Source organism: Mesobacillus sp. (assembly GCF_049588175.1).
Taxonomy (GTDB): domain Bacteria; phylum Bacillota; class Bacilli; order Bacillales; family Cytobacillaceae; genus Mesobacillus.
On record NZ_JBAVFI010000103.1, the window covers coordinates 1 to 3,250 of the forward strand.

Genomic DNA, 3,250 nt, shown 5'->3' on the forward strand with positions numbered 1-3,250 from the left:
TATGACAATGCGGAAGAAATCACCCTCTATCTGTTTGATAAAAACATTCGAAGCTGAAAACAATAACCATAGGTTAAATACACTTGAAAGGATGATACAGATGTATGTAGGACGCGATATGACCGAATTGTCGATGATGTCGAAAACGGATTGGAAGGACAGTGAGCTTGCTTTCTTTCACCATTCCCTGCAGCAAATGGTACCTTACTTAAATGTTGAAGGCCAGTCAATCCATAGGGAAATCATTGAAGAAATTGAACGAAGAGGCGGCTTGAATCGTCATGAAGCTGATTATTCACATGGCACAAAACAAAGCTATGACTGATATCCAACGCATAAACAATTGAGCAAGACCGAACCTGTGATAAAAAAATAAAAAGGCTGATAACTCAATGGTTAGTCAGCCTTTTTGTATTCGAGATACTGCTTAAGCATCTTTTGGTATGGGACCGGGAAAGCAAATTCTTCGATTTCATTTTCGGAAACAAGTCTTAACTGTGGCGTTTCCTTGATTCCCCCTGTAAAACTGGCGCTGTACACCTGAATATTCCATTTCAAATGCGAAAAAACATGATCGATTTGCCCGATAGACTCATGAACCTTCGGTGTTATTTCATATTGTTCTTCAAAATGCTCTGCAAGCTGATCGCGCTGGCGTTGGAAATCAAGGCTCTGTTCAACAGTGGGAAACTCCCATAAGTTAGCAAGTAAACCCGTTTCCGGTCTTTTACGAATCAGGATTTTTCCTTCATCATTCGTAAAGATGCCTGCAGCCAGCTGCACATTTCTCTGTTTTTTCTTTTTAGTTTTCACCGGCAATTCAGACTGGACACCTGCATGAAAGGCCTGGCAATGCTCCCTGACCGGACATAGCAAACATGATGGCGATGTTGGAGTGCAAATAAGAGCACCAAGCTCCATCAGTGCCTGATTGAAAAACGAGGGATTTTCGTGAGAGATAAGCTCTCTTACTGCCTCTTCGAAATTTTTTCGTGAGGACGGTTTGGCGATATCATCCCAAATCAGCAAAATACGGGACAATACTCTCATCACGTTTCCATCAACAGCTGGTTCTGGCAAACCGTAGGCGATGCTCAGAATGGCACCAGCTGTGTATGGGCCAACTCCCTTTAATGAAGAAATCTCCGAAGGTGAATCCGGAACTTTACCACTATATTTTTCATGTACTTCCCTGACAGCGGTTTGTAAATTGCGTACCCGGGAATAATACCCAAGACCTTCCCAGGCCTTCAGTACCTTTTCTTCGTCAGCATTTGCCAGCGTCTCAACCGTTGGAAAATGATCCAAAAATCGATTAAAATATGGGATGACGGTATCTACTCTCGTTTGCTGTAGCATGATTTCAGATACCCATACTTTGTAAGGATCCTTATCTTTTCTCCACGGTAAATCACGCTGCTCACTTGCAAACCATCCGATCAAGTCATCCTGAAAGGATTTTATATCCATCTTTTCTACACTTTTCTTGATGTCTGTTGCCAATTTTGTTCCTCCAAGTGTTAAACATCCCGCTAATTTGGGAATATAATATTATCGTTTCTGCTTTATGGCCATGAAGCCTATGCGTTCAAGCCCGCCAGGCACGAAGTCTTCAAGGCGGCCGAATACAGAATGGCTCCGGGAAAGGCGTAATTTTTTCATTGCATGATAATGTGCCTCAGTCGGTACATAGAATGATTCAATGAACATATTCCTTTGATCCGACTGGCTGTATGAAAACATATCTGCCTCAAACTCAGGGAGCATATCTGAAATTTTATCGATAGCCTCCCGATATTGGCCAAGCAGACTTTGTTTTACCTCATACTGGATAATCATTTGAATCATGCTAGACAGCTCCTTTATGAAAAAATATTGATCGTAAAGGGCAGACTGCTGAATATAACCCTTTAAAAGTAAACTATAATTTCTGTTGTGACAAGAACTTTTAACTACCTATAACTTCATGAAACTAAAAAATCTTTTTAAGGAGGCGGTTAGATGGATACCGGAACCCACGTAGTAATGGGATTTGCGCTTGGCGGATTAGCAACGCTCGATCCCGCAGTCAGTGAAAGCACCGTCACTGACAGCAGTGTCTTAATTGCGACACTCATCGGCTCACAAATTCCCGATATTGACACTGTATTGAAATTGAAGAATAATGCAGTTTATATACGTAACCACCGTGGAATCACCCATTCAATCCCCGCAGTGATTCTTTGGCCGCTGCTGATTACAGGGGTTATATACGCTTTCCATCCGGAAGCAAATTTGCTTCATTTATGGATTTGGACATTTATCGCTGTATTCCTTCATGTTTTCGTCGACATTTTCAACGCATATGGAACACAGGCTTTAAGGCCTTTCTCGTCGAAATGGGTCGCTTTAGGAGTAATTAACACCTTTGATCCAATTATTTTCGGAATTCATGTTGTCGGATTGTTTCTATGGGCATTTGGAGCAAATCCTGGATACACTTTCCTGACAATATACGCAATCCTTGTTTTCTACTATATATACCGGTTCATTGTTAAACACCGGGTAAAGCAAGCTGTTATAAAAATTGTTCCTGATGCCACAGACATCATTATTGCCCCTACCATGAGATTCAACCAATGGAGAGTGGCTGTGATGAACAAGCATCAATTCTTTGTCGGCCGTGCCCAAAAAAGCCACGTTAGGATCCTGGATCAATTTAACCGTGTTCCTGTTCCTGAAACACCGGTTCTTAAAGCGGCTAAAAAAGATAAAAATCTTTCAGCCTTCCTGTCATTTTCGCCAGTTTACCGTTGGGAATGTGATGAATATGATGATTACTACGAAGTAAGGTTCATCGACTTGCGCTATCGCAGCAATGGCCACTATCCATTTGTTGCTGTCGTGAATCTCAGCAAAGAATTAGGAATTCTAAGCTCCTATACAGGCTGGATTTACAGTGAGGAGAAATTAAGGAAGAAGCTTGAATTCATTCCTGGAGAAGGGTAATTACTTAATAATAAAATCCCCGGCAGACTGATAGTCTGCCGGGGATTTTTGTTAAAACAATTCGTTGGAGGTTTTCTTCATTAGATTGTTCCAATATCCTCAATTGGGACATTGGGTTGGCCGTTTCTCATCCTCGTATTGTTCCAATGACCCTTATTGGAACATTGGATTGGCTTTTTTCATCCTTGTATTGTTCCAATGACCCTTATTGGAACATTGGATTGGCTTTTTTCATCCTTGTATTGTTCCAATGACCCTTATT

The 3,250-nt window shown here is 41.4% G+C and carries 4 protein-coding genes; 2 read left to right on the forward strand and 2 right to left on the reverse strand.

Translation table 11 applies throughout. From position 1 onward, the window contains the following. The first annotated feature begins 100 nt into the window (after positions 1-100). Positions 101-325: a hypothetical protein gene (locus WB217_RS02175; RefSeq protein WP_423990229.1), complete on the forward strand. Its 225-nt coding sequence runs from the start codon at positions 101-103 to the stop codon at positions 323-325. Positions 326-396: 71 nt separating this feature from the next. Here WB217_RS02175 and mutY read toward each other — a convergent pair whose 3' ends face one another. Together mutY and WB217_RS02185 are read right to left on the reverse strand one after the other, a co-directional pair. Further along, a complete protein-coding gene (gene mutY / locus WB217_RS02180; protein WP_423990231.1) occupies positions 397-1,470 on the reverse strand; it encodes an A/G-specific adenine glycosylase in 1,074 nt (357 codons plus the stop codon). An 81-nt stretch (positions 1,471-1,551) separates the two neighbouring features. Then, complete coding sequence (locus WB217_RS02185; RefSeq protein ID WP_423990225.1) at positions 1,552-1,848, reverse strand: hypothetical protein; 297 nt, start codon at positions 1,846-1,848, stop codon at positions 1,552-1,554. Between the two features lie 153 nt (positions 1,849-2,001). Between WB217_RS02185 and WB217_RS02190 the strand changes: the two genes are divergently transcribed. Further along, positions 2,002-2,988 (forward strand): metal-dependent hydrolase, encoded by a 987-nt coding sequence (locus WB217_RS02190; RefSeq protein ID WP_423990227.1) that lies wholly within the window; start codon positions 2,002-2,004, stop codon positions 2,986-2,988. Positions 2,989-3,250 lie beyond the last annotated feature (262 nt).

Coding starts and splice junctions, on each gene's coding strand:
- WB217_RS02175 (WP_423990229.1), top strand. CDS start 101: ATGTATGTAGGACGCGATATGACCGAATTGTCGATGATGTCGAAAACG.
- mutY (WP_423990231.1), bottom strand. CDS start 1,470: ATGGATATAAAATCCTTTCAGGATGACTTGATCGGATGGTTTGCAAGT.
- WB217_RS02185 (WP_423990225.1), bottom strand. CDS start 1,848: ATGATTCAAATGATTATCCAGTATGAGGTAAAACAAAGTCTGCTTGGC.
- WB217_RS02190 (WP_423990227.1), top strand. CDS start 2,002: ATGGATACCGGAACCCACGTAGTAATGGGATTTGCGCTTGGCGGATTA.